At 72.1% G+C, this 22,842-nt stretch carries 24 protein-coding genes and 1 pseudogene; all 25 read right to left on the bottom strand.

Going from position 1 to position 22,842, the window contains the following annotated elements; genetic code table 11:
* Positions 1 to 156: 156 nt before the first annotated feature.
* On the bottom strand, positions 157 to 933 hold the full coding sequence (locus tag ACOGI9_RS01565) for a thiazole synthase (RefSeq protein WP_419858154.1): 777 nt from the start codon (positions 931 to 933) through the stop codon (positions 157 to 159).
* 1 nt (position 934) lies between these two features.
* Positions 935 to 1,141, bottom strand: a complete 207-nt coding sequence (gene thiS, locus ACOGI9_RS01560) for a sulfur carrier protein ThiS (RefSeq protein ID WP_419858153.1) — start codon at positions 1,139 to 1,141, stop codon at positions 935 to 937.
* 8 nt (positions 1,142 to 1,149) lie between these two features.
* A complete protein-coding gene (locus ACOGI9_RS01555) occupies positions 1,150 to 1,830 on the bottom strand; it encodes a thiamine phosphate synthase (protein WP_419858152.1) in 681 nt (226 codons plus the stop codon).
* Between the two features lie 16 nt (positions 1,831 to 1,846).
* Positions 1,847 to 2,800, bottom strand: a complete 954-nt coding sequence (fmt, locus tag ACOGI9_RS01550; RefSeq protein ID WP_419858151.1) for a methionyl-tRNA formyltransferase — start codon at positions 2,798 to 2,800, stop codon at positions 1,847 to 1,849.
* 27 nt (positions 2,801 to 2,827) lie between these two features.
* Positions 2,828 to 3,322, bottom strand: a complete 495-nt coding sequence (gene def / locus ACOGI9_RS01545) for a peptide deformylase (protein ID WP_419858150.1) — start codon at positions 3,320 to 3,322, stop codon at positions 2,828 to 2,830.
* A gap of 28 nt (positions 3,323 to 3,350) precedes the next feature.
* Entirely contained in the window at positions 3,351 to 3,644 is a 294-nt protein-coding gene (yajC, locus tag ACOGI9_RS01540; protein WP_419858149.1) for a preprotein translocase subunit YajC, read from the bottom strand.
* Positions 3,638 to 4,888, bottom strand: coding sequence for a tRNA guanosine(34) transglycosylase Tgt (gene tgt, locus ACOGI9_RS01535; RefSeq protein WP_419858148.1), 1,251 nt, complete (start codon positions 4,886 to 4,888; stop codon positions 3,638 to 3,640). The genes yajC and tgt overlap by 7 nt, the downstream gene beginning before the upstream one ends.
* Positions 4,885 to 5,991 (bottom strand): tRNA preQ1(34) S-adenosylmethionine ribosyltransferase-isomerase QueA, encoded by a 1,107-nt coding sequence (gene queA / locus ACOGI9_RS01530; protein ID WP_419858147.1) that lies wholly within the window; start codon positions 5,989 to 5,991, stop codon positions 4,885 to 4,887. The genes tgt and queA overlap by 4 nt, the downstream gene beginning before the upstream one ends.
* Positions 5,981 to 7,123: a Holliday junction branch migration DNA helicase RuvB gene (gene ruvB / locus ACOGI9_RS01525; protein WP_419858146.1), complete on the bottom strand. Its 1,143-nt coding sequence runs from the start codon at positions 7,121 to 7,123 to the stop codon at positions 5,981 to 5,983. Before ruvB ends, queA begins: the two co-directional genes overlap by 11 nt.
* On the bottom strand, positions 7,120 to 7,719 hold the full coding sequence (gene ruvA, locus ACOGI9_RS01520) for a Holliday junction branch migration protein RuvA (RefSeq protein WP_419858145.1): 600 nt from the start codon (positions 7,717 to 7,719) through the stop codon (positions 7,120 to 7,122). Before ruvA ends, ruvB begins: the two co-directional genes overlap by 4 nt.
* Positions 7,716 to 8,192, bottom strand: a complete 477-nt coding sequence (gene ruvC, locus ACOGI9_RS01515; protein WP_419858144.1) for a crossover junction endodeoxyribonuclease RuvC — start codon at positions 8,190 to 8,192, stop codon at positions 7,716 to 7,718. The genes ruvA and ruvC overlap by 4 nt, the downstream gene beginning before the upstream one ends.
* 14 nt (positions 8,193 to 8,206) lie before the next feature.
* Entirely contained in the window at positions 8,207 to 8,947 is a 741-nt protein-coding gene (locus tag ACOGI9_RS01510) for a YebC/PmpR family DNA-binding transcriptional regulator (RefSeq protein WP_419858143.1), read from the bottom strand.
* A 35-nt stretch (positions 8,948 to 8,982) separates the two neighbouring features.
* Positions 8,983 to 11,070, bottom strand: a complete 2,088-nt coding sequence (fusA, locus tag ACOGI9_RS01505; protein ID WP_419858142.1) for an elongation factor G — start codon at positions 11,068 to 11,070, stop codon at positions 8,983 to 8,985.
* 151 nt (positions 11,071 to 11,221) lie between these two features.
* A complete protein-coding gene (locus ACOGI9_RS01500; RefSeq protein WP_419858141.1) occupies positions 11,222 to 12,106 on the bottom strand; it encodes a rhomboid family intramembrane serine protease in 885 nt (294 codons plus the stop codon).
* Positions 12,103 to 13,296 carry a D-alanine--D-alanine ligase gene (gene ddlA, locus ACOGI9_RS01495; RefSeq protein WP_419858140.1) on the bottom strand — a complete coding sequence of 398 codons (1,194 nt, stop codon included), beginning with the start codon at positions 13,294 to 13,296 and terminating at the stop codon, positions 12,103 to 12,105. Before ddlA ends, ACOGI9_RS01500 begins: the two co-directional genes overlap by 4 nt.
* Positions 13,289 to 13,729 carry an energy transducer TonB gene (locus ACOGI9_RS01490; RefSeq protein WP_419858139.1) on the bottom strand — a complete coding sequence of 147 codons (441 nt, stop codon included), beginning with the start codon at positions 13,727 to 13,729 and terminating at the stop codon, positions 13,289 to 13,291. Before ACOGI9_RS01490 ends, ddlA begins: the two co-directional genes overlap by 8 nt.
* Positions 13,722 to 16,364 (bottom strand): DNA mismatch repair protein MutS, encoded by a 2,643-nt coding sequence (gene mutS / locus ACOGI9_RS01485; RefSeq protein WP_419858138.1) that lies wholly within the window; start codon positions 16,362 to 16,364, stop codon positions 13,722 to 13,724. The genes ACOGI9_RS01490 and mutS overlap by 8 nt, the downstream gene beginning before the upstream one ends.
* Positions 16,365 to 16,371: 7 nt before the next feature.
* Entirely contained in the window at positions 16,372 to 17,202 is an 831-nt protein-coding gene (locus ACOGI9_RS01480; protein ID WP_419858137.1) for an SPOR domain-containing protein, read from the bottom strand.
* Positions 17,199 to 18,209, bottom strand: a complete 1,011-nt coding sequence (gene holA / locus ACOGI9_RS01475) for a DNA polymerase III subunit delta (protein ID WP_419858136.1) — start codon at positions 18,207 to 18,209, stop codon at positions 17,199 to 17,201. Before holA ends, ACOGI9_RS01480 begins: the two co-directional genes overlap by 4 nt.
* A gap of 40 nt (positions 18,210 to 18,249) precedes the next feature.
* On the bottom strand, positions 18,250 to 18,696 hold the full coding sequence (locus ACOGI9_RS01470) for a hypothetical protein (RefSeq protein WP_419859311.1): 447 nt from the start codon (positions 18,694 to 18,696) through the stop codon (positions 18,250 to 18,252).
* A gap of 27 nt (positions 18,697 to 18,723) precedes the next feature.
* Positions 18,724 to 18,822, bottom strand: a pseudogene (locus ACOGI9_RS01465) (anti-sigma factor family protein); the annotation flags it as partial.
* A 49-nt stretch (positions 18,823 to 18,871) separates the two neighbouring features.
* Positions 18,872 to 19,528, bottom strand: coding sequence for a sigma-70 family RNA polymerase sigma factor (locus ACOGI9_RS01460; protein ID WP_419858135.1), 657 nt, complete (start codon positions 19,526 to 19,528; stop codon positions 18,872 to 18,874).
* Positions 19,529 to 19,572: 44 nt separating this feature from the next.
* Positions 19,573 to 20,199 (bottom strand): NUDIX hydrolase, encoded by a 627-nt coding sequence (locus tag ACOGI9_RS01455; RefSeq protein ID WP_419858134.1) that lies wholly within the window; start codon positions 20,197 to 20,199, stop codon positions 19,573 to 19,575.
* Between the two features lie 7 nt (positions 20,200 to 20,206).
* Positions 20,207 to 21,553, bottom strand: a complete 1,347-nt coding sequence (locus ACOGI9_RS01450; protein WP_419858133.1) for a M16 family metallopeptidase — start codon at positions 21,551 to 21,553, stop codon at positions 20,207 to 20,209.
* Positions 21,550 to 22,815 carry a M16 family metallopeptidase gene (locus tag ACOGI9_RS01445; RefSeq protein ID WP_419858132.1) on the bottom strand — a complete coding sequence of 422 codons (1,266 nt, stop codon included), beginning with the start codon at positions 22,813 to 22,815 and terminating at the stop codon, positions 21,550 to 21,552. The genes ACOGI9_RS01450 and ACOGI9_RS01445 overlap by 4 nt, the downstream gene beginning before the upstream one ends.
* Between the last annotated feature and the right edge of the window lie 27 nt (positions 22,816 to 22,842).

The following is a 22,842-nucleotide window of genomic DNA, read 5'->3' as shown; positions in this document are numbered from 1 at the left end:
CGAGGCGGGCGCGCAGGCGGAGGCAGCCGAAGGCGATGTCCAGCGCGAGTCCGCGGTCGGCCGGGTCCACGTCCGGGAGGATGCGCGACGCCGCGCGGTCGGAGCGCGTCCCGCGCCGCACCTCGCCCAGAATCCGGTGGGCCGCCGCGCGGGGGTTCAAGCCGGCGGCGGCACGCCCTCGAGCGGGCTCGAAGGCACCGCCCATTCGCGTCGGGGCATGCGGCCGGCGACCCAGGCGCGCCGACCGGCGTCCACCGCCAGCCGCATGGCGCGGGCCATCTCCACCGGATCCTCCGCCTCGGCGATCGCCGTGTTCATGAGGATCCCGTCCACCCCCTGCTCCATCGTCGCGCAGGCGTCGGACGCGGTGCCCACGCCGGCGTCGACGATGACCGGAACGGACAGGCGCGACTTGATGATGCGGATGTTGAGCGGGTTCAGGAGCCCGAGACCGCTCCCGATGGGCGAGGCGAGCGGCATCACCGCGGCCGCCCCGGCCTCCTCGAGCCGCAGCGCCGTGATGAGGTCGTCGTTCGTGTACGGGAGCACGACGAACCCCTCCGCCACGAGCACGCGCGTGGCCTCGATCAGCTCCTCGGTGTGCGGGAGGAGCGTGTCGGGGTCGCCGATGACTTCGAGCTTCACCCAGTCGCTCATTCCCGACGCCCGCCCCAGCCGCGCCGCGCGGATCGCCTCCTCGGCGCTGTAGCAGGCGGCGGTGTTCGGCAGGAGGCTGAACTCGTCCGGGCTCAGCGTGCGGAGGATGTCGTCGCGGTCCGGGTTCTCGATGTCGACCCGGCGCACCGCGACCGTCACCATGTCGGCGCCGGAGGCCCGGATCGCTTCGAGCATGATTTCGGGACTCGGGTACTTCCCCGTTCCGACGATGAGCCGCGAAGCGAACGTGCGGCCGGCGATTTCGAGCGGCGCCATCTCATCCGCCTCCCACGAAATGGACGAGTTCGACGCGGTCCCCCGCTTCCAGCCGCGCGCTCTCGGTCTCGGGCGGCCGGACGATGCGCCGGTTGAGTTCGACGACGAGCGTGCGCCCATCGAGGTCGAGGTCCCGGAGCAGCGTCGCGACGGACGTTCCCGCGGGAACGTCTCGCTCCCGTCCGTTCACCTGTATCCGTATCTCCATGATCTCCATCAGGTCCGGTTCCGGTCCAGCATGTCCAGCCGTCCGCGAAGGTCGAGCGCGGCTCGCTCCGGGTCGGCCGCGGACCACACGGCCCGCCCCACCACGATGCCGTGCGCGCCGGCCTCCGTCACCTCCTCGACCCGATCCGCGTTCACGCCTCCGATCGCGAGGATCGGGGGCGGACGCCGGGCGGACGGCCGGTGAACGGCAAGGCGGTGGGCGGCGAGTCGGCGGCGGACCGCGGACACGGCGGCGGGACCGCTTCCCTCGACCCCCGGGTGCGAGGGCGTCGCGTAGATCGTGCCGAGCACGAGGTAGTCGGCGCCCTCCCGGGCGGCCCGCAGCGCGCCCTCCGCATCGTGCACGGAGGCCCCGATCGCGAGGCTCCCCGCGCACGCCCGGATCACCCGGCGCGTCTCCTCCACCCCGAGCGCCGTGCGCCCAAGTTGTACGGCCCGCGCACCCGCCGCCAGCGCCACATCCGGCCGCCCGTTCACGACGAGCCAGCTCCCGGCGCGCGACGCGATCGGGGCGAGCCGGTCCGCGATTTCGAACAGGCGGCGAGTGCCGATCCGGGCCCGCAGATGGACCGCGACGGGGGCCGCACGCTCCAGCAGGCGTTCGACCGCCGTCAGCCCGGCCGGGCCGTGCGGGCCGCCCAGTTCGCGCTCGGAGACGAGGACGTGCAATCGCGGGAGGCGTGGCTCAGTCGAAGCGGACCTCCCTCGCATCCGGGAGGCCCCGCACCCACTCGGCCGCGCTCATGCGGCGGCGGCCGGCCGGCTTCACGGCGCCCACGGTGAGCGTGCCCGACCCGGTCGCGACGCGCAGCCCCCGCGCGGGATCGGCCCGGACGACCGTTCCCGGCTCGCCGCCGTCCGCGCGGGGGCCGTCGACGCCCGGCTCGAAGCACTGCAGGGTCCGCCCGGCGAGGGCGGCGGGCGCGGCCAGCGAGGTCCACGCGGCGGGCCAGGGGTCGCAGCCCCGCAGCCAGTTCGCGACTTCGGCCGCGGGGCGGGACCAGTCGATGCGCGCGGTCTCGCGGTCGAGCTTCGGCGCCCACGTCGCGCGCGCGTCGTCCTGCGGCTTCTCCACCGCCCGCCCCGAGGCCAGGTCCTCGAGCACGGCGACGAGCCGCGCGCCCCCCGCCTCCGCGGCCTCCGCGTACAGTTCCCCGGCCGTCATCGCCGCCGGGATGGGGATGCGGGTCTGTCCGAGCACGGGGCCGGCGTCGAGCGCCGCGACCATGCGCTGGATGCTGACCCCGGACTCGCGGTGCCCCCGGATGATGGCCCAGTTGATGGGCGCCGCGCCGCGCAGCTCCGGCAGGAGCGACGCGTGCACGTTCAGCGACCCGAGCGGCGGCAGGTCCAGCGCCGGCGGCGGGAGGAGACGGCCGTACGCCGCGACGACGGAGATGTCGGGACGCAGGCGGCGGGCGGCGGCGAGGAAGGCCTCCTCGCCGGGACGTTCGGGCTGGAGGACGGGCACGCCGGCCTCGAGCGCCCACGCCTTCACGGCACTTGTCCGCGGACGCCTCCCCCGGCCGGCGGGCCGGTCCGGGTTCGTGACGACGCCCGCGATGTCGTGCCCCGCCCCCCGCATCGCTTCCAGCGAGGGGAGCCCGAACTCCGGCGTACCCCAGAAGAGAACCCTCATGCCGCCCTCATGCCGCCCCGACCCGCTTCAGTCCCGCTCCTGTTTCCGCCACTTCGCGAGCAGGATCTTGCGCTTGAGCGGACTCACGCGGTCCAGGAAGAGGATCCCGTCCAGGTGGTCCTTCTCGTGCTGGATGCAGCGGCTCAGAATGCCTTCGGCGCGGACCTCCACCGGCTCTCCGTCGAGTCCGAGGCCGCGGGCGACGATGGACTCGCTGCGCTCGACGGTCTCCGCCAGTCCGGGGATGCTCAGGCACCCCTCCTCCTCCTTCACCGCGCCCTCCTCCTCGACGATCTCGGGGTTCACGAGAACGCCGGGCGAGATCCCCTCCTGGCGCACGTCGTACACGAAGAGGCGGATCGGCACCCCCACCTGGGGCGCCGCGAGGCCGATGCCGTCCGCGTCGTACATCGTCTCCTGCATGTCGGCGGCGAGCCGGCGGACCTCATCGTCGATCTCCGTCACGGGGGCGCATTTCTCCCGCAGGACGGGGTCTCCGTAGAGGCGGATGTCGAGGATCACGGCCGGGCCACGCGTCGAACGTGGACCGCTAGTTGACTCTTCCGATCTTGGAGCGCTCGACTTCGACCCGGGTGTCGCCGCTCTTGATCGTCACGATGTCGTTCGTGAGGTGGACGATCTCGCCCACGATGCCGCCGATCGTCGAGACCTTGTCCCCCCGCTTGAGGTTCTTGACCATCTCCTGGTGCTCCTTCTGCTGCTTCCGCTGCGGACGGAAGAAGATGAAGTAGAAGATGGCGATGAATCCGAACATCATCATCATGGTGGCGGCCGGATTCGCCGTCCCTCCCTCGGGGGAGGCCATGAGGTTCAGGATCAGCATGGTCCGTCCTCACCTTCCTGTTCGGTCTGTTCGGTCGCGGGGCGCGGGGAACCGCGCCGGTAGGTGGAGAGCCAGTCGTCGGCCCAGCGGTCGTATTCGCCCCGGAGGATCGCCGCGCGCGCCTGTGAAGTCAATCGGATCAGGAAGCGCACGTTGTGCAGCGAGAGGAGCCGCAGGCCGAGCAGTTCGTTGCTCACGAAGAGGTGCCGCAGGTAGGCGCGGCTGTAGTCGGTGCAGCAGGGGGCATCGCACGTCTCGTCGAGCGGGGCGGGATCGGACGCGAAGCGGGCGCCCTTGATGTTGAGGCGGCCCTCGGCCGTGAACGCGGTGCCGTTGCGCCCGTTCCGGGTCGGCGCCACGCAGTCGAACATGTCCACGCCGCGCCGCACCGCCTCGAGGACGTCGTCGGGATAGCCGACGCCCATCAGGTAGCGGGGCCGGTCGGGGGGAAGCGCGGGTTCGATGGTGTCGAGCACGCGGTGCGTCACCTCCTTCTCCTCGCCCACGGAGAGTCCGCCGATCCCGATGCCCGGCCACTCGCCCAGGGCGAGCGTGCGTTCGACGGATTCGAGGCGAAGGTCCGCGAAGGAGGCGCCCTGGACGATGGGAAAGAGGAGCCCGTCCCCTGCGGGATCCGCATCCCGATGGGCGTCCCGATGCGCATCCCTCAGCGCTTCGTGACTCGCCCGGCACCGCGCGAGCCAGGCGAGCGTGCGTTCGACCGCGGTCCGCGCGGCCTCGGGGGAGGACTCGCCGGGGGGACATTCGTCGAACGCCATGCGGATGTCGGAGCCGATCGCGGCCTGGATCTCCATCGAGAGTTCCGGCGTGAGCCGGTGCAGGCTCCCATCGAGGTGGCTGCGGAAGGTGACGCCCTCGTCGTCGATCCGGTTGATGCGGGCGAGGGAGAAGACCTGGTACCCGCCCGAATCGGTGAGGATGGGACCGTCCCATCCCATGAACCGGTGGAGTCCGCCGAGTCCTTCGAGGACGCGCGTGCCCGGCCTCAGGTAGAGGTGATAGGCGTTCCCCAGCAGGACCTCGACCCCCGCGTCGCGGAGTTCGTCCGGGGTGAGCGACTTCACCGTCCCCAGCGTCCCGACCGGCATGAAGCACGGGGTGTGGATCGTGCCGCGCGCCAGGCGGAGCGTCGCGGCGCGCGCCCGCCCGCTCGTGCCGTCGACGCTGAAACGCCCGCGGTCCGCGGGTCCGGTCGCCGAATCCGCCTCGGGAATCGGTTTCATGCGATGAGCATCGCGTCGCCGTAGGAGTAGAAGCGGTATCGCTCGCGGATCGCGTGGGCGTAGGCCGCGAGCGTGAGTTCCCGGCCCGCGAACGCCGCGACGAGCATGAGCAGGCTGGAGCGCGGAAGGTGGAAGTTCGTCACGAGCGCGTCCACCGCGCGGAAGGTGTACGGGGGACGGATGAAGAGGTCCGTCCACCCCCGCCCCGGCTCGAAGGGGCCGCCCGCGGCGACGGTCTCCAGCACGCGGCAGGAGGTCGTGCCGACGGCGAACACGCGCCCGCCCGCCGCCCGCGTCGCGTTCAGCGCCTCCGCCGCGGAGGGGGAGAAGCTGTACGCCTCGCGCGCCACCTCGTGCTCGTCGATCCGGTCCGCGGTCACGGGACGGAAGGTGCCGAACCCGACGTGGAGCGTGAGGGATACGAGGCGGACCCCGCGCGCCTCGATCGCCGCGAGCATCTCCCGCGTGAAGTGGAGCCCCGCCGTCGGCGCGGCGACGCTCCCGGACGGCGCCGAGTACACGGTCTGGTAGCGCTCCCGATCCTCGGCGTCGTCGCGCGTCTCCCGCTCGCCGCCCGTGTCGTCGCGGACGATGTACGGAGGCAGGGGGACGCGGCCGTGGCGCTGGATCAGGCTCCACGGGTCGCCGTCGCCGGCCAGCCGCACGAGGCGGGTGCCGTCGGGCGCGGAGTCGAGGATCTCGACGGCGAACCCGTCCGCGATGTCCACGGTGCGGCCGGGCTTGAGCTTGCCGCCGGGGCGGACCATCGCGCGCCAGAGGCGGGTGTCCGCCTCGTCGAAGGGGGCGAAGGGCGGGAGCTGGTCGGACTCGGGGCGGACGAGGAGGACCTCGGCGCGGGCGCCGGTCGGCTTGCGGCCCAGCAGCCGGGCCGGGAAGACGCGGCTGTCGTTGACGACGACGGCATCGCCGGCGGAGAGCCGCTCGAGCAGCGCGGGAAAGGCCGCGTCCGTGAAGCGGCCGCGCGCGCGGTCGAGCACGAGGAGGCGGCTGCCGTCGCGCCGCGCGGCCGGGCGGGCCGCGATCAGCTCGGCGGGCAACTCGTAGTCGTACGCCTCCGTCCGGCCCGCCCGCTCATCCGTCATCGCCGAACAGCGCACCCTGTGCCCCGCCCTCCGGCCCCTCCCGTTCGCTCGGGAGGGCGTAACCGAAGCGCTCGTACGCCTTCCGGGTGGCCACGCGGCCGCGCGACGTGCGCTGCATGTATCCGTTCTGGATCAGGTACGGCTCGTAGACCTCCTCGAGCGTCCCCGCGTCCTCGCCCACCGCGACCGCGAGGGAGGCGAGCCCGACCGGCCCCCCCTCGAAGGTCTCGATGATCGCCTTCAGCACGCGCGCGTCCATCTCATCGAGGCCGTACTCGTCCACGTTGAGCAGCGTGAGGCCCTTCTCCGCCGTCGCGGAATCGATCGTGCCCTCGCTCCGCACCTGCGCGTAGTCGCGGACGCGGCGCAGGAGGCGGTTCGCGATGCGGGGGGTGCCGCGCGCGCGGCGGGCGATCTCCACGGCGCCGCCGGGCGTGATCGGGATGTCGAGGAGGCTCGACGAGCGGGTGACGATGCGCGTGAGCTCCTCCGGCGGGTAGTAGCCGAGGCGCTCGACGACGCCGAAGCGCGCGCGCATCGGGGCGGTCAGGAGCCCGAAACGGGTCGTCGCGCCCACGAGCGTGAAGCGCTCGAGCTTCATCGAGAAGGTCTCCACGCGAGGTCCGTCGCCGAGTCGGATCTCGATGCGGTAGTCCTCCATCGCCGGATAGAGGAACTCCTCGATCACGGGCCGGAGGCGGTGGATCTCGTCGATGAAGAGGATCCCGCGCGGCGGGAGGTTCGTGAGCAGGCCCGCGAGGTCGCCCGGCTTCTCGAGCACGGGGCCGGAGGTGAGCTTGATCCCGACGCCGAGTTCGCCGGCGAGGAGGAGCGCGAGCGTCGTCTTCCCGAGGCCCGGCGGGCCGTAGAAGAGGGTGTGGTCGAGCGCTTCCTCGCGGCCGAGCGCCGCCTCCACGAAGACGGAGAGGCTCTCCTTGACCCGCGCCTGGCCGATGAACTCGTCGAGCCGCTGCGGGCGCAGCGAGGCGTCCGGACGCTCGTCGCTCTCGAGGGTCTCGGGCGTCGTGATCTCCGTGCGCGGAGGGGTCCCGCCGCCGGCGTCGCCCGCGTCGCCCGCGTCGCCCTGGTTCCGCGTGTCGCCGGACCGGCCCGGCGGCCCCGGCGCCGTCATACGTGCCTCAGCGCGCGGCGCACGAGTTCCTCGGCGCCGACGTCCGGGTCCCCGGCCTGCGCGAGCCCCTGCAGGGCGCGGCTGACGGCCTGCTCGCTCTGGGAGCGCGGGTAGCCGAGGCCGCGCAACGCCTGCACGGCCGCCGCGGCGACCCCATCGCCGGACACGGGGTCGTCGCCCACGTCGCCGAGGTCGTCGAGCTTGTCCGCGAGTTCGATCACGATGCGCTCGGCGGTCTTCTTGCCCACGCCGCTCACGGTCTGGAGCGTGCGGTGGTCCTTGGCCCGGATCGCGCGCACGACGCGTTCGGGCCGGAGCGCCCCGAGGATCGCGAGGGCGAGCCGCGGGCCCACGCCGCTCGGGACGCGGAGCCGCTGGAAGAGTTCGCGGTCGCGGGCGGTCTCGAACCCGAACAGCTCGAAGGCGTCGTCGCGCACGACGAGGACGGTGTGCAGTTCGACCTCGGATCCCTCGGGCGGAAGGCGTCCGGCGAGCCCGAGCGGCACGCCGATCTCGTAGCCGACGCCGTCGCCCGTGAGGACCTCGACGACGCCCTCCGCGCGCCCGATGAGTTCGCCCCGGAGCCGCCGGATCACCGGATGGGCCCGCCGAGGAGGTGGCAGAGCGCGACCGCGCAGCCGTCCGCCGCGTCCGCCGGACGCGGTGGCTCGCCGAGCCGCAGATGGTGCTTGACCATGAAGCCGACCTGCTCCTTGCTCGCGGCGCCCGTCCCCACGACGCGCTTCTTGACCTCGCGCGGCGCGTACTCGTGCACCGGCAGACCCCGCAGCGCCGCCGCGAGCACGAGGACGCCGCGGGCGTGCCCGAGCACGAGCGCCGTGCGCGCGTTCCGTCCGTGAAAGGCGCTCTCGACCGCGACGCACGTCGGCTCGAGCCGGTCGATGAGTTCGAGCGCCGCCGTATGGATCTCCACGAGGCGCCGGGGAAGATCCTCTCCCCGCGGCCGCACGACGCCGCACTCGATGAGGCGATGCGCGCCCCCTCCCGGGCGGCGCCCTTCGACGAAGCCGTATCCGGTCGCCCGCGTGCCCGGGTCGACGCCCAGCACCTTCAGGGAGCCGCTCAGCCCGCCCCCTCCGCCTCCTCCAGATCCACGTTCGTGTTCACCTTCAGCACGTCGTCATGCTCGTCGAGCGCGTGCAGAACGGCGAGCACCTTCTCCGCGTCGCGCCCCGCCAGCTTCACCGTGTTGCTGGGCACCATGGCGAGTTCCGCCTCCTCGACCGGAAGGCCGGCGTCGCGCAACGAACCGAGGACGTCGTGGAAGTCGGGCGCCGTCGTCGTCACCACGTACGTCCCGTCCTCGGACTCGAAGTTCTCCGCCCCCGCCTCGAGCGCCGCGTCGAGCGCCGCGTCCTCGTCGCACTCGTCGGCGGACACGAGGATCTGGCCCTTGCGTTCGAACATCCACGCGACGGAACCGCTCTGGCCCAGGTTGCCGCCCCGCTTGTCGAGCAGGTGCCGGAGTTCGGCCAGCGTGCGGCGGGGGTTGTCCGTCAGGCACTCGAGGTAGAGCGCCGCGCCGCCCGGCGCGTAGCCCTCGTGCGTGACCTCCTCGAAGCTCGCGCCCGGCAGGTCCCCCGTCCCGCGCCGCACCGCGCGGTCGATGTTGTCGGCCGGCATCCGCTGGCTCTTCGCGTTGTCGATCGCGGTCCGCAGGCGCGGATTGAAGTCCGGGTCTCCCCCGCCTTCCCGCGCCGCCACGGCGATCTCGCGACCGAGCTTGGAGAAGAGCTTCCCCCTGGCCTGGTCGGTCACCGCCTTCTGGCGCTTGATCTTCGACCACTTCGAATGGCCCGCCACCGGCTACCGCCCGCTCGTGTCCTGGTCCTCGTCCGCTAGTCGTCGTCGCGCTGCGACTCGGCGATCACCTTCTCCTGAACATGCGGAGGAACCTGCTCGTACGCAGCCAGGCTGCGCGTGTGCGTCGCCTTTCCGTGCGTCAGGGAGCGCAGCGCGGCGGAGTACTTGTAGAGTTCGGCCTGGGGCACGTGCGCCTTCACGACCTGCCGCCGCCCCTTCGAGTCCATGCCGAGCACGCGGCCCCGCCGCTGGTTGAGGTCTCCCATCACCTCGCCCATGTATTCCTCGGGCGTCTCGACCTCGATTTCCATGATCGGCTCGAGGATCACGGGGTTCGCGTCCCTCGCCACCTTCTGGAAGGCGATGGATCCCGCGATCTGGAAGGCGATGTCCGAGCTGTCGACGGAGTGATGCGAGCCGTCGTAGCACTCGGCCTGGAAGTCGACGAGCGGGTAGCCGGCGAGGACGCCCCGGTTCGAGGCCTCCCCGATCCCCTTCCCCACGGCCGGGACGAACTTCGTCGGGATCACGCCGCCCTTGATCGAGTCGACGAACTTGTACCCTTCCCCGCGCGGCAGCGGGCTGAGCCGGATGTGGCAGTCGCCGAACTGGCCGCGCCCGCCCGACTGCTTCTTGTGGCGCCCCTGCCCCTCCGCCGTCCTCGTGATCGTCTCGCGGTAGGCGATGTTCGGCTGGTGCGTGTCCACGTTGACCCCGTACTTCCGGGTCAACTTCGCCAGCGAGATGTTGAGGTGGATCTCCCCGAGCCCGCGGATGATCGTCTGTCCGCGCTCCGGGTCGTACCCGGAGGAGAAGGTCGGGTCCTCCTCGTGCAGCTTCGCGAGGCCGGCGCCGATCTTGTCCTCGTCGGCCCGCGTGCGGGCGGTGACGGCGAGGGAGAGATCGGGTTGGGGCCATTCGATGCCGCCGAAGGAGAGCCGGCTCCCGCTGTCGCAGAGCGTGTCCCCGGTGTGCGTGTCCTTGAGCTTGGTCACGACCCCGATGTCGCCGGGGTTCAGCGCCCCCACGTCGATGCGGCGCTCCCCGTGCGGAATCGCGAGGTGCGCGATGCGCTCGCTCGCGGAACGGTCGGGGTTCGCGAGCGTGACGCCGTTCGTGATCCGGCCGGAGAAGACGCGGAAATAGCTCAGGTCGCCGACGTGGGGTTCGGACGTCGTCTTGAAGACGAGCGCCGCCGTGGGAGACGCGGCTCCCGGCTCCAGCGACACTTCGCCGTCTCCGTCGCGCGCCGTCCGCGGGGCGGCCCGGTCGGGCGACGGGAAGAGTTCCACGATGCGGTCCATGAGGGCCGGCACTCCCGCGCTCGTCTGGCACGAACCGCAGAACACGGGGACGATGTCGCCGGAGCGCATCGCCTCCGCGAACACCTCGCCGAGCCGGCCGGGGTCGAGGTCCTCTCCCTCGAAGTAGGCCTCGAGCAGGTCGTCGTCCCCCGACACGATCGCCTCGATGAGTTCCTCCCTGAGGTCCTCCACCTCCGACGCGACGTCGGCGGGCGCATCGGCCGCGGTGGCCGCCCCCTTGTCCCCTCCCTTGGAGGCGTGGGCCTGCATCGTGAGGAGGTCGACGAAGCCGCTGAAGTCGGCGCCCGCCCCGATGGGGACGTGGACCGGCATCGCCGCCGAGGAGAGTTCCTCCCGGATCTGGGCGAGCGTGCTGCGGAAGTCCGCGTTGTCCCGGTCCATCATCGAGACGAAGACGGCGCGCGGCAGGCTCGCGGCGTCCGCGGCGGCCCACGTCTTCTCCGTCCCGACTTCGACGCCGGAGATCGCGTCGATGACGCAGATGCCGGCGTCCGCCACGCGAATTCCCGCCACGACCTCGCCCAGGAAGTCCAGGTAGCCGGGGGTGTCGATGAGGTTGATCCGCGCGCCGTTCCGGACGGCGTGGGCGACGGCGAGGTTGATCGAGATCTTCTGGCCCGTCTCTTCCGGCGTGAAGTCGGTGAGCGCGTTCCCCTTCTGGACATCGCCCTTCCGGGTGGTCCCGCCGGCGATGTAGCACATCGCGTCCACGAGCGTCGTCTTTCCGGCTCCTCCGTGCCCGAAGAAGACGACGTTGCGAAGGTTCCGCGTTTCATATTCAGAGGCGGCAGACGCCATGTATACCTCCCGTACTCTTCCGCCTGGGATGACACCGGGACTGGCGGCCCGCGACAGGCGCTTTGCTACGGCCACGGGCCGCTCCGTGCGTGACGCCCCCGGCCGGGGGGTCGCGCGGGGCGGACATTGTAGAAACCGGCGGCAAAAAACTCTAGTGGGTGCGGGTCTTCTTGCGCGTGCCCTGTGTCTGCTGGTACTGCCGGCTCACCTCGTCGAGGAAGGCGCGTTCGCGGGCCGAGAGCGAGTCCATGCCGCTGGCGCGGATCTTGTCGAGGATCCGGTCCACCTCATCCAGGGAATCCCCGTCCTCCCGGCGGCGGCGGCGCGGGGTGGGGTCCGGCGGCGGCGCGGCGCGGCGCTTCCTCCCGCGCGGGGCCACCGGCCGTTCCTTGTAGAGGAGGCGGTTGGCGAGGCGGCCGATGCGGTCTCCGTAGCGGAGATAGACGAACCCGGTCACGAGTCCGCCGAGGTGCGCCCAGTGGGCCACCCCGTCCGCCGACCCCTGTACGGTCGAGAGGAGGGTGAAGGCCCCGAGCGCGGCCACGAACCACTTCGCCGGCACGGGAAAGACGAAGTAGAGGTAGATCTTCGCGTCCGGCCAGTTGAGGGCGAAGGCCACGAGGATGCCGAAGATGGCGCCCGACGCGCCGACCATGATCGTCGGCCCCGTGAGCGAGTAGAGCAGGACGGAGAAGGCCGCCGCCCCGAGCCCGGTCACGAGATAGAAGCGGAGGAAGAACCGGCTGCCCCACTTCTGTTCGAGCGGCGGCCCGAAGAAGAAGAGGGCGAGCATGTTCATGAACACGTGCATGAAGCCGCCGTGCACGAACATGTAGGTGACGATGGTCCACGGGCGCGTGAGGAAGCCGGGGACGGCGAAGCCGAGCCAGTCGACGGCTCCGACGGGCACGATCCGCATCGCCATGAGGAGGAAGATCGCGAAGTTCGCGATCATGAGGCGCACCACCCAGCGGCTCATCGGGAAGCCGTGGCCGAAGCGGATCCCCCCGGTCTGGTACGCGGGCCGTCTCATCATCCCGCCCCCGCCTCGCCGCCGCCCTGGAGGTCGATGGCGGAGGCCAGCCGCTCGTCGCGCTCCGCGCGCTCGATCGCCAGCCGCAGGAGACGGTCGATGAGTTCGGGATAGGACACGCCGCTCGCCTCCCAGAGCTTGGGGTACATGCTGATCCGGGTGAAGCCCGGAAGCGTGTTGATCTCGTTCACCACCACTGAACCCGCCGGGATCGGGCCGCAAGCCTCCGTCGCGAGGAAGAGGTCGACCCGCGCCATCCCCTCGCAGCATAGCACGCGGAAGGCGCGCACGGCGATCTCGCGGGCCCGCGCCGTGGTCTCGGCATCGAGGTCCGCGGGGATGATCAGGTCCGCGCCATCGTGATCCAGGTATTTCGCCTCGTAGGAGTAGAAGGCGTGCGTGGGGGCGATCTCCCCCGGGACCGAGGCTTCGGGGGTCTCGTTCCCGAGCACGGAGAGTTCGATCTCGCGGCCCCGGATCGTCCGCTCGAGGAGCACCTTGGTGTCGAAGGAGAAGGCCTCGTCGAGCGCCCGCCGGTAGTCGGGGTCCGTCTCGACCTTCGACACGCCGACGGACGACCCCATGTTCGCCGGCTTCACGAAGATCGGGGCGTCGAGGGCGGCCACGGCCTCCTCCCACGAGGGGGCCTCGTGCCGGGAGAGGACGGTGATGAACGGCGCGACGGGCACGCCGGCGTCGCGCAGCAGCCGCTTGGCCACGTCCTTGTCCATGCACACGGCCGAGCCGAGCACCCCGGGCCCCACGAACGGGAGGTGCGCGAGCCGCAGCAGTCCCTGCACGGTGCCGTCCTCGCCGAAGGGGCCGTGCAGGACGGGAAAGATGACGTCGAGTTCCGGCAACTCGGCCGGCTCCGGAGCCTCCCCGCCGGAGCCCTCGCGCCCGGCGGGGTCGTGGGGGGCGACGGGGACGATCCGGGGGCGGCGGCCGGGCGTCAGGGCGAGCCGGACCGGCGCGTCCGGGAGGCGGATGCGCCGCGGGTCCGAGGCGTGCCGGAGAAAGCGCGATTCGTCGGCGAGGTGCCAGCGGCCGCGGCGGTCGATGCCGATGAGCACGATGTCGCAGCGCTCGCGGTCGATCGCCTCGATGACGTTCTTCGCCGAGCGGAGCGATACCTCGTGCTCCGGGGACTCGCCGCCGAAGAGCACGCCGACGCGCAGGCGGCGGTCAGCCACGGGGCCCCGGCGCGGGATAGTGGACGGGGAGTTGCGCCCAGATGGCGGTGGGGGCGCCGCCGTGCTGCGCCGGCCGGTACCGAAGCTGGCGGGCGCCTTCCACCGCGGCCGAGTCGAGGACGGAATGTCCCGACGAGGTCACGACGGCGACGGAGTCGACGCGTCCGGCATCGGTGATCCGAATGCGGAGGACGATGTCTCCGCCCGCGCCCTCCTCGAGGGCCTCGGCCGGGTAGGGGAACGAGGGGGACGGCGCGGACTCGAGCACGGGCATCACGAGGCCGCCTTCGCGGAGCTGGTCCACGCGCAGCGCGCCGACCTCGGGGTCCGAGTCGTCCGCGCACCCGGTGGACGCGACGGCGGCAAGCGCGGCGAGGGCGGCGAAAACCGCGCGGCCGCCGGACGCGGGGCGTTGCCGCGCGCGGCTAGCCATCGCCGAACGCCTTCCACTCGGCGAGCGTGTTCAGCGCTTCGAGCGGCGTCATCCCGTCGAGCTCGAGCGCGGCCAGCTTCTCGAGCACCGCGCGGGCGGCCGCGATGTCCGCGCTTTCCGTCTCGCCGGACGGCGCCGCGTCGCCCTCCCGGCGGGAGACGGCGGCCTCGAACAGGGAGAGCTGTCCCATCCCCGCCTCGGCGAGCGCGGCGCCGCGGCCGCCGGCGCCCCACGGCCCGCTCTCGAGCACGCCGAGGATGCGGGCGGCGCGCCCCACGACGTCGGGGGGCAGCCCGGCCAGCCGGGCGACGTGGACGCCGTAGGAACGGTCCGAGCCCCCCGGCTGCAGCCGGTAGAGGAAGACGATGTCCTGACCGGTCTCGCGCACCGCGACGTTGAAGGCGGCCGCGCGCGGCAGCGACTCCGCGAGGCCGACGAGTTCGTGGTAGTGGGTGGCGAACACGGTGCGCGCTCCGAGTTCGTGCAGCCGCTCGGTCACCGCCCACGCGATCGAGAGGCCGTCGTACGTCGACGTGCCCCGCCCGATCTCGTCGAGGAGGACGAGCGAGCGCTCGGTGGCGCCGTGCAGGATGGTCGCGGTTTCCGTCATCTCCACCATGAAGGTGCTCTGCCCCGCCGCGAGGTTGTCGCTCGCGCCCACGCGCGTGAACACGCGGTCGCAGACCCCGATGCGGGCCCGGCGAGCCGGGACGAAGGAACCGATGTGCGCCATGAGCGCGATGAGTCCCGCCTGGCGCAGGACGGTGGATTTCCCCGCCATGTTCGGGCCGGTGACGATCAGGGTCCGGCGCTCCTCGTCCAGCCGCATGTCGTTCGGGATGAAGGTGTCCCGCGCGACCGCGTTCTCGACGACCGGGTGCCGGCCCTCTTCGATGTCGAAGACGACGTCGTCGCTGAGCCGCGGGCGCACGTAGTCCTCGGCGGCGGCGACCTCGGCGAGACAGGCGAGGAAGTCGATCTCGGCAACGAGGGCGGCGGTCGCCTGAATCCGCCCGACCTCGGCGGCGACGGCGTCCCGCAGCGAGTGGAAGAGCTGCGCCTCGAGCCGCGCGATCTCGTCGTCGGCCCCGAGGACCTTCGCCTCCCACTCCTTGAGTTCCGGCGTGAGATAGCGCTCGGCGTTGGTGAGCGTCTGCCGGCGGGTCCACTCCTCCGGCACGCGGTCGAGCTTCGAGCGCGTGACCTCGAGATAGTACCCGAACACCTTGTTGAACCCGATCTTCAGCGTGTCGATGCCGGTGCGCTCGCGCTCCCTCACCTGCATGCCGGCGATGAACTCGACCGCGCCCCCGCGCACTCCGCGCAGTTCGTCGAGTTCGGCGGAGAAGCCCTTCCGGATCACGCCTCCGTCCTTGAGGGCGTGGGGGGTATCGGGGTCGATGGCTTCGGCGATGCGGGCCGCCACGTCCCGGAGCGGGTCGAAGCCGGAGCGAAGCTCGGCGAGACGGCCGGCTTCCAGCGGCGAGAGGGCGGCGGCCAGTCCGGGCAGCGCGTCGAGCGAGAGGCCGAGACCGAGGAGTTCCCGGGGCGCCGCCCGGCCGGTGGAGACGCGGGCGGCGAGCCGCTCCAGGTCGCGGATGGGGCGGAGCGCGCCCCGGACGCGCTCGCGCGCCTCCGCCCGCTCGACGAGTTCCTGCACGGCGTCGAGGCGGGCCGCGATCTCGTCGCGGACGACGAGCGGGCGCAGCAGGCGTCGCCGCAGCAGGCGCGCGCCCATCGGCGTCCGCGTGCGGTCGACGAGGGCGAGCAGCGACGCCCCCGCGCCGGGGCGCAGCGGTTCGACGAGTTCGAGGTTCCGCCGGGTCATCTCGTCGAGGTACATGACGCGCCCGGCCCGGTCCACGCGCGGCGGCCGCAGGTGGTCGAGGCCGGCCGGCCGCACCTCCGCCAGGTAGCCGAGGAGGGCGCCGCTCGCCGCGAGGAGAAGCGGGTCGCGCGCGGGGTCGAGGCCGAAGCCGGTGGAGGAGGCGACCCCGAACCACTCGCGGAGCCGCTCGTCCCCGAGCGACGCGTCGAAGCGCCAGGCGGGCCGCTCGGTCAGGTGCCAGGGTCCGGCGGGCGCCTCCGTCTCCTCGGGGATCACGATCTCGGCCGGCTCGAGCCGCCCGAGTTCGTCGTCGAGATCCGGCGCCGCCACCTCGCGAAGCTCGAACTCGCCGGTCGAGAGGTCGACGGTGGCGAGCCCGAACGGGGCGTCTCCGGCGATCGCGACCACGTAGTTGTTGCGGCCCGCCGCGAGGAGCCTGTCCTCGAGCACCGTGCCCGGGGTGATGATCTCGACGACATCCCTCTTCACGATTCCCCGGGCCTCCGCCGGGTCCTCGAGTTGCTCGCAGATCGCCACGCGGCGTCCCATCTCGAGCAGGCGGGAGACGTACTCGTTCAGCGCCTTGACGGGAACGCCCGCGAGGGGAACGTCCCGCTTTCCGCCGTTGTTGCGCGCGGTGAGGGTGAGTCCCAGCAGGCCGCTCCCCTCCTCCGCGTCCTCGAAGAACATCTCGTAGAAGTCGCCGACCCGGAAGAAGAGGAGCGAGTCGGGATGGCGCGACTTGATGTCGAGATACTGCCGGATGAGCGGCGAGTGCCCGCGCGGGTCCGGGGTGGCCGCGGCCATCATCGCCTCACGAGACGACGGGGATGACGGAAGGCTCGAAGCCCGCATCCCGGAGTCGGCGCACGAGGCTCTCCGCCGCTTCCCGGCGGGCGAAGCGGCCCAGCCGGACGCGGTGCAATCCGTCGAGCTCGACGACGCGGGAGAAGAAGCCGGCGGCCTCCAGCCGCCCGCGCGTCTCCTCCGCCGGATCCCGGCGCGAGAACGCCCCCACCTGGATCGCGAAGCGCGGGGCGCCCGGGGCGCAGCCGAGCGATGCGGCCTCCGCGAGGCGCTCGGTCTCCGTGGCGCCGACGCGCCGGCCCTCCGCGGCGGCCCGTTGCCACGCCTCGCACGCCCGATCGATCAGGCCCCGGGCCTCGAACGTCCGCGCGGTCCAGTACCAGGACTCGACGGTCTCGGCGCTCCGGGGATGGTCCGACCGCAGGCGCTCGAGATCGGCCGCCGCGCGGGAGGGTTCGTCGAGCGCCAGGTCCAGTTGCGCGAGCCTCAGCCACGCGCGGGAGCCGTAGCGCGAGCCGCCGTCCATGGCGACGGAGAGGAGTTCCGCGCGGGCGGAGTCCGGGTCGGGCAGGAGACGCGCCCGCAGGTACCGCGCGCGCAGCACGTCGCCGCGCGCCGCGTTCCGCCCCTCCGTGGCGAACCAGCGCTCGATCGCCTCCGCGGCGCCCTCGACCCTCCCGGCTTCGATCCGCGCCTCGAGAAGGTCCAGATCCACGGGAGCGGCGGCTTGCGCGGCCTGCGCGGCCTGACCGGCCTGCGCGGCGGAGGGGACGGAGAGCCCCCACAGCGGCGCGCCGGCGAGGAGCGCCAGCGCCCACCCGCGGCCGCTCCCCGTCATCTCCCGGCGGTTTCCGCCCGCCCCAGTTCCAGGAGCGTCCCGGCGAGCACGGCGTGGTCTCCCCGCCCCGACTTGAGGTGCCGGTCGGCGCGGTGGAGCGCCCGCAGCGCGTGATCGAGTTCGTGTACGGTCCATGCCCTCGCCTGCTTCGCGTAGGCGTTCGCTTTCCAGGAGAGATAGCCGCGCCCGGTCTCCGACAGGGCGGCTCGCAGGCCGGCAGGTCCCGCGTCGAGGGCCAGACCAAGCAGAAGGTGCTGTTCCACAAGTCCGGCGACCAGCCCGACCCCCCGTTCCGAAGTGAGCACGTTTTCCAACTCGCGCAAGGCGCGGCGGTAGTCGCGAGAAGCCACGAGGTCGAGCCAGGTCCAGCGATCGATCCGGTGCGTCCGGGGAACGACGTCGCGGATGTCCGCGTCGGTCCGGCGGTCGGCGGGAAGCGAAGCGAGCTTCTCGAGTTCGGCGTCCAGCGTCGAGAGGTCCGATCCGACGGCTCCGGCGATCCACTGGGCCGCCGCCGGCGAGAGGTCGAGCTTCCAGCGCCGCCGCGCCCGGTCGTGGATCCAGCCGGGGATCTCGGCCGCCCGGGGCGTCGTCCACTCCAGCGTGCGGCAGACCTTCCTGAGGTCGCGGTAGAAAGCCGCGCGCGACCCCTTGGGGATGCGCGCCGTCACGATGAGGGCGAGGTCGGCGGGCGGCGACGCGGCCACCTGTTGCAGGACCGCGCGGGCCTTCTTTCCCAGCCGCTCGACGTCGCGCACGAAGACGACGCGGCGCTCCGCCATCATCGGGGGCATGGCCAGGGTGGCGGCGAGCTGCTCGTCCGTCACGTCCTCGGCCTGGAACTGGTCGTAGTTGAAGTCGCGCGTGGCCGGATCGACGGCGGCCTCGACGAGCTGGTGCGCGGCTTCGTCCCGCAGGCGGATCGCGTCTCCGTGCAGGAACCAGGCGCCGGTCGGGGGACCCTGGCCCAGGGCTCGCGAGAGCCGCGGGTCGAGGGGCGTGCTCACGACGACGGGAGAGACCCGTGCCGCGGGCCGCGGGGGTGGGTCAGCGAGACTCGTCGAGTTGGCCGGAGCGCCGCTCGGCCGGCAGGACGATGGCGTCGCTCGTCGCGATCGGCACCGCGTACGACTGCCCGAACAGCCCGCCTCCGTCGTCGAGCGCCGGAGCGAACGGCACGAGGAACCAGTCGGGCACGTAGGCGTCGCCGGCGAACCGGCTCCCCTGGCTCTCGGCCACCGCTTCCTGGGGCACGTCCGCCATCACCGGCGGAAGCTGAACTTCGACGAGCATGGGCTGGCTTCCGTTCGACACGCCGAGCGTGAACAGTCCCGCCGACGCCAGGGCAATGGCGGCGGCCCGGCCGACCTGGCCGCGCCAGGACCGCTTCGGGGACTCGTCGACGTGGTAGAGGCGATGCTGCAGGCGGGGGAGGAAATCCGGAGAGGTGGTGACGCGAGGCAGGGCGCGCCATGCGGCGAGCCCGCGAGTCATGACCCGCTGGTAACGCCGACACGACCTGCAATCCTCCAGATGCGCGTCGAAGCGACGGCGCTCGCCGGCGGCAAGCGTACCGTCGAGGTAGTCGGTATGTCGGTCGATAAACTCTTTGCAAACCATCATTGCACCAGCGTTCCTTCCGTTGTCCGGGCCGCGCGGGCCCGGAACTTCAATCGAGCATCGGGGCGATGATGCGGGCGAACCGGTTCCGCGCCCGATTGAGGCGCGACTTCACGGTGCCCAGCGTCACGCCCGTGATCTCGGAAATCTCCTCGTAGCTCTTCCCTTCCAGTTCGCGCAGTACGAATACCACACGGTGATGCTCGGGAAGTTCCGCGACCGCGGCCTCGACCTGTTCGCGCACCCGCCGCTTGCGGAACAGATCGTCGGGCCGGTAGGCCGTATCCTCGAACTCGAGCGGCCGGTGGTCGGCTTCCCAGCTCTTCCGGAGCGTATGGAAGAGTACCAGCGGATTGCGCGCCCGGTTCCGCAGTTCGTTCTTCGCCAGGTTGCTGGCGATCGTATAGATCCAGGTCGAGAACTTCCGCGAGGGATCGAACCGGTGGAGGTGCCGGTAGACCCGCACGAACGTCTCCTGCACGAGATCCTCGGCCCGGTCCCGGTCGCCGATCGTGCGGTAGATGAAGTTCAGCAGGCGGTCCTGGTAGCGGTCGGCGATCTCGTTGAACGCGAAGCGCTGCCCCCCCAGGTAGTGGGTGACGAGTTCGGCATCCTCGAGGCGCTTCAACTCTCCGCGCCCGAGCGATGCCATCTCCTCCGGCGCCGCGTACTGCCTCGATACCTCGAGGTTCGGCTTCGTGTCCATGCCGCTCCCTTTGCGGGGCTCCCTTTTGCGGGCGATTCGGCGCGTTAAACCCCGCTGTCGCCGATTCGATCCATCCGGCGGGCGACCCAGCGCGCCGCGAGGGTCAGCGCGCAGATCGTCTTGCCGTCGGTGATCTCTCCCGCATCGATCATCTCGATGGTACGGCGGAGGGGCAGCCGATGCACATCCATGAACTCGCTCGCCTCGTGACGCGTCTCCCCCGCCTCCAGCTCCCACGCCGCGAAGAGGTGGATGACCTCGTCCGTGAACCCCGGCGTCGTGTGCACGGAGGCCAGCCGCTCCAGGCGCCCGGCGCGGAGTCCCGCCTCCTCCTCCAGTTCCCGGAGCGCGCACGCCTCGGGGGGCTCGCCGGGCTCCAGGTTCCCGGCCGGCACCTCCCAGATGAACCCGGCGGCGGCGTACCTGTATTGGCGCACCAGCGTGACGATGGGTTCGGGCGCGGCGGCGTCGGCGGGAGCGTCGGGAAGGTCCAGCGCGACGACGGCCGCGGCGCCGGAGTGGCGGATCAGTTCGAGCCGCCCGATGGACCCGTCCGGAAACCGCACGCGATCCACGTCGACATGGATCCTGCGGCCGGAGTAGACGCGCTCTCCGTCCACCCGGCCCGTCGAGGCGCGGCCCCTCTCGCCTTCCTGCGCGCCGCCGCTCACGGCGCGGTCACGAAGCGGGCCGGACGTCCACGGGCCCGAGGCCGTCCAGCGTGGGCGCGGCCGTCGCCGCGTCGCCGACGGCGAGGAGCGTGAGGCGGTCGGGATCGAGGTACGTGCGGCAGACCTCCCGCACCTCCTCGGGCGTCACGGCCTCGATGCGGGAGCGGTACGTCTCCCAGTAGTCGTCCGGGAGGCCGAATACGCGCTGACGGCTCACCTTTCCGCAGATCTGCACGGCGGTCTCGAACTGGAGCGGCAGGGAGAGCGTGAGGGCGTTGCGGGCCAGCTTCATCTCGTCGTCGGTGACGGGCGCCGTGCGCATGCCCTCGATCTCGCGCAGGATCTCCTCGAACGCGGGTCCGGTCCGGCCGGTCTCGACGGCGGTGCGCGCGATGAAGGGCCCCGCGCCGCGGCGGAACCGGAAACTCGACCTCGCGCCGTAGGTCCACCCCTTGTCCTCGCGCAGATTGAGGTTGATGCGGGAGTTGAAGAGGCCGCCGAGGATCGCGTTGGCCACGATGATCGCGTGATGGTCCTCGGTGTTGTGGGGCACGCCCACCGTCGCGACGCGAATCTCGCTCTGGGCGCTGCCGGGACGGTCGATGAGGATGAGGCCGTTCGCCCGCGCCTCGGGCGTTTCCGGGGGGGAGACCGGGGCGGTCTCGCCGCTCCAGGCGCCGAAACGCGCCTCCGCCGCGGCCAGCAGACGCTCGCGGTCGAGGTCGCCGCACGCGATGAGGAGGGCGCCGCCGGGCCGGTACCGCTCTGCATGGAACTCCCGCACCGTTTCCGTGCCGATCGCCGACACGGTGGCCTCGGTGCCGGCCGCCGGCCGCCCGTACAGGCCGTCGCCGTAGAGTTCGGCGATGGTCGCGAGACCCGCGACGGTCGCCGGGTCGTCCGCCTGGCGCTCGATCTCGTCGATGCGCTCGCGGCGGATGCGTTCGACCTCGTGCTCGGGAAACTCGGAATCGAGGATGGTGGCGGCGAGGAACTCGAGCGCCTCCTCGAACAACTCCGACAGGAAGTGCATGGAGACGGCCCCGACGGCGTAGCCGGCCGTCGCGCGGTAGCCGACGCCGAGGCGGTCGAGCCAGCGCGCCATCTGGATGGCGTCCCGGCCGGGGGTGCCGGCGGTGAGGAGCCGGGCCGTGAGTTCGCCGAGGCCGCCGAGTCGCGGCGGTTCGGCGCCCGCGCCGCACTCGAGGACGAGGTGGAGCGACACCTCGGGCAGACCGGGGCGCTCGGCGTGCTCGATGCGGAGGCCGTTGGGGAGCGCGTCCCGCTCGAAGTGCGGAAGCGCGAGCGGGCGCGGGGCGGCCGGCGCCGGGCGCAGGGCCCGGTCGGGGGTCACGACGTCTCCTCCTCGGGCACGACGTGGAGGACCGTGAGGCCGCTCGGGTCGAGCACCTCGCGGGCCACGCGCTCCACGTCCGCGCGGGCGACGGCTCCGTAGCGCGTGAAAGCGTCGTTTATGTAGGCGGCGTCGCCCCGCAGCACGGCGGCGTGCGCGATCGCGTCCGCCCGGTCGCCGAAGCCCGCGCGCCCGTTCAGGAGCCCGCGCCGGGCCCGGTTCCTCGCCCCCTCGATCTCTTCCTCCTCGACCCCGTCGCGGAGCAGGTCGTCGATGACGTCTCTCACCTCCGTCTCGAGGTCGGCGGCGGCGACGCCCGGGCGGGCGGTCGCGACGGCGAAGCACATCCCGGCGCTTTCGGTCGGCCAGGTGAAGGACGTCGCGTCCGCCGCCATCTGCTTCTCGTACACGAGCGTCTTCTCGAAGCGGGAACTGTTCCCGTCGGCGAGCAGGTAGTTGAGGATGACGACGGCCTCGAAATCGGGGTCCGCGTAGCACGGCGAATGGTACATGAGGTACACCCTGGGCATCTGGACGCGGTCCCGAAGGAGCGCCCGGCGCTCTCCGCCGCGCGCCGGCACGGGGACGTCGGGGCGCGGCGCCACCGGTCGCGCGGGAATCTCCCCGAACCAGGCCTCGACCCGCTCCAGCGCCGCGGCCGGATCGAAGTCGCCGACGAGGACGAGGGTCGCGTTGTTGGGTCCGTAGTGGAGGTCGAAGAACTCGTGCACGTCCTCGAGCCGGGCCGCGTCGATGTCGGGCATGTAGCCGATGGTCGGATGGCGGTACGGGTGTCCCTCGTCGTAGGCGCGCGCGAGCAGGGTCTCGAACGCGAGCCCGTAGGGACGGTTCTCGTACGCCTGCCGCCGCTCGTTCTTCACCACCTCGCGCTGGTTGTCGAGCTTCTCCCGGGTGATCCCGGGCTTGAAGAACCCCATGCGGTCGGACTCCAGCCACAGGCCGAGATCCAGTTCGTTCGCGGGCAGCGTCTCGAAGTAGTTCGTGCGGTCGAACCACGTCGTCCCGTTGAGCGTGCCGCCGGCATCCTGCACGAGCTTGAAGTGGTGCTCGCGCGGCACGTGCTCGGATCCCTGGAAGAGGAGATGCTCGAAGAGGTGCGCGAAGCCGGTCCGGCCGGCGCGCTCGTTCTTCGATCCCACGTGGTACATGACGTGAACGGCGACGAGCGGCGCGGACGTATCGGGCTGCAGAACGACCCGCAGCCCGTTGTCGAGCGTGTGCTCAAGGATGTCGAATCTCATCGCTGGTCTCCGTGCCGCTCCCGGCGC

Source organism: Candidatus Palauibacter irciniicola (assembly GCF_965208695.1).
GTDB lineage: Bacteria > Gemmatimonadota > Gemmatimonadetes > Palauibacterales > Palauibacteraceae > Palauibacter > Palauibacter irciniicola.
This window is presented reverse-complemented; position numbering and strand designations above follow the sequence as displayed.